Here is a 2633-nt window from a genome sequence, read left to right on the forward strand (position 1 = left end):
GGTCCGCAAGGTGCTGAAGATCGCCAAGGAGCCGATCTCGCTGGAAACGCCCGTGGGCGACGAGGAGGATTCGCATCTCGGCGATTTCATCGAGGACAAGAACGCGCTGCTGCCGATCGACGCGGCCATTCAGGCGAACCTGCGCGAGACCACGACCCGTGTTCTGGCATCGCTCACGCCGCGTGAGGAGCGCGTGCTGCGCATGCGCTTCGGCATCGGCATGAACACAGACCATACGCTGGAAGAGGTCGGCCAGCAGTTCTCGGTGACCCGCGAACGTATCCGCCAGATCGAGGCCAAGGCGCTCAGGAAGCTGAAGCACCCGAGCCGCAGCCGCAAGCTCAGGAGCTTCCTCGATAGCTGATCAGGCAGACGTCTTTTGTGAGAATAATGAGAACCCGGTCGAAAGGCCGGGTTTTTTGTCTACTGACAAAGCAAACCCTCCGCTCTCCTTCATCACCATCGGGCTTGTCCCGAGGGTCCAGGCAGGTATCGAAACGACAAACGTATCGGGCGAAATATCATTTTAAACAAACTATTACGGGCCGCCAACGCCGTCCCTGCAGAGCGGTGGATAGATCCTCGGGACAAGCCCGAGGATGACGCCCGTAGGGGGCGGGTTTGTCGACAAGGAAAACGCGACCGAAAGGCCGGGTTTTTCGCACTGAACCGTTCCGCGTTGATGCGAAAATGGTCGCTCCACAACAGCACGGAGCAGATCGATGGATGGACGGCGCCAGAATTCTCGACTTGATGATTTTGTCTGGCAAGCCCGCGCCTGTCCATCTCGGCTTGGCCGGCGTTCTCTTGAAGGGGACGGGGAGGAAAGGCAAAGACCGGAGCGAGCAACATTCGCATGTCCGGAAAGCGCCGAGAGGCATCACCCGCCTGGGGCCGTGGGCACAGCACAGGACGACGGCTCCCTCGTGCGTGCGGAGAGCCAAAAGCCCAGGCGCCGCTCCTCGAAGCGCCTGTGCATATCTTGCAGGCCGAAGGCGGGGCCTTCCGCGCAGCTTCCGGCGCAACGGCCGGAGAAACTTACTCCGTGACCTGCAGGTTGACCGCCTTGGGGCCCTTGCCGCGACGGTCCGGCTCGGTGTCGTAGCTGACTTTCTGGTTTTCCGTCAGTCCGGTCAGGCCGGAAGATTGCACGGCGGAGATGTGGACGAAGATGTCCGCGCCGCCATTGTCCGGCTTGATGAAGCCGTAGCCCTTATCGGTATTGAAAAATTTCACGGTGCCAGTCTCGGCCATACTTCAAGGTCCTTTTCTCACCGCCCCGCTTGCACGAAAATGGGCGGTATTCCAATGCTCGTTTTGCCCTTCTGGGCAGCGCAGGCGTTTCTCGAATTTTTAAGGAAAGGTACCTTTATTACCGCGGCTCCGGACGACCTGAACACGACTACAGGCCAAATCCTTCAAAGGCCGCCCGGAAAGTTAGCGTTTCCGGCGCGCATGAGATTATATGGTCTTCCCGTGCTCGCAAAATGCCCGAACACAATCAGAATGCGGTGTTTACACGAATTTGGCAAGCGAAACTTTGACAATCGATGGAGAAGGCATCTCAATGCGCGCTGGAAGCTGTATTGGTTCGGACAATTCGAAGCGCTTCCAAGAACATCGATCACGGATATACTGAGGCGGACTTCGGGCCGCTGGTCGCCAGGATGATCGGGAATGGCGCGCGCGCCTTACCCGGCTCTAGCTTTTTGGCCTGAAGCTGGTGTAGGGGAGGGGAACGGCGAAGCCCCGACGAGAACGGACGCGCCGACGGTGCGCGATGCGATATTGAGATTTCCGGGAGATGCCCATGCGTCACAGATTGTCGTTTCGGATTGCCGCCTTCGCCCTCGCCCTCGGCTTCGTTCCCGCCGGCGCATTCGAATATCGTCAGATCGACGACTGGGCCGTGAGCTGCGACAATGCCTATGTCTGCACGATTTCGCTCAACCCGCCGTCGCCGCAGGGCGGCAATGCCGATCTCGCCGCGATCCAGTGGCACAGAAGCGCCGATCCCGCAGCGCCGCTTTCGCTCAGCCTGCCCTTTCCGCCCGGCTTCTTCCAGAAAGGCGATGCAAAGGGCGCCTTCCGCATCAGCATCGACGGCGTCGAGGCCTATGGCGTCGCCATCGCTGATCTTGCCAAGGACGAAGCCGTCGGCACTTTCGGCGTCAGCGATCCCGCGGCGCTGGCGGCGTTGTTTGCAAAGATGACGGCCGGCACAAGCGCGACGATCGCCTATAGCGGCGGGCTTGGCGATTTTGCCTCGACCATCGCGCTTGCCGGCCTTTCCGACAGTGCCCGTTTCGTTGATGACCTGCAGGGCCGCAAGGGCCGCACGGACGCGCTGGTGGACAAGGGCGCCACCGCGCCGCCCGAGAGCGTCAGCGTCTGGTCGATCGACAGCTACAAGCAACTGCCGCCGTCGATCCTCAGAAATCTCAGCGACGAAAACAGCGTTTGCTACACCGATGAGGCCCATCTCGATCAGGCCGATGCCTTCGGGTTCAATGCCGGCGCCAGCACGATCATGCTCCTGCCCTGCGGGCCGTCCGGGGCCTATAACCAGCCCTACCAGCTTTATGTCGGCAAGGACCAGGAATTCCACCGGGCCGAGTTTCCGAATGTCAGCG

At 60.6% G+C, this 2633-nt stretch carries 3 protein-coding genes; 2 read left to right on the forward strand and 1 reads right to left on the reverse strand.

The annotated features are described in order from the left end of the window. The coding region (locus AC5DC2_RS22685) for a sigma-70 family RNA polymerase sigma factor (RefSeq protein WP_491700125.1) at nt 1-364 on the forward strand (364 nt) is incomplete at its 5' end. Nucleotides 365-1038: 674 nt separating this feature from the next. On the opposite strand, the gene AC5DC2_RS22690 is transcribed toward AC5DC2_RS22685, so the two are convergent. After that, on the reverse strand, nt 1039-1254 hold the full coding sequence (locus tag AC5DC2_RS22690; protein WP_024708202.1) for a cold-shock protein: 216 nt from the start codon (nt 1252-1254) through the stop codon (nt 1039-1041). A gap of 556 nt (nt 1255-1810) precedes the next feature. Between AC5DC2_RS22690 and AC5DC2_RS22695 the strand changes: the two genes are divergently transcribed. Further along, nucleotides 1811-2633: DUF1176 domain-containing protein (locus AC5DC2_RS22695; RefSeq protein WP_491700126.1), on the forward strand; the 823-nt coding region annotated here is incomplete at its 3' end.

The sequence above is a fragment of the Martelella sp. genome, from assembly GCF_984369615.1.

Coding starts and splice junctions, on each gene's coding strand:
- AC5DC2_RS22690 (WP_024708202.1), bottom strand. CDS start 1,254: ATGGCCGAGACTGGCACCGTGAAATTTTTCAATACCGATAAGGGCTAC.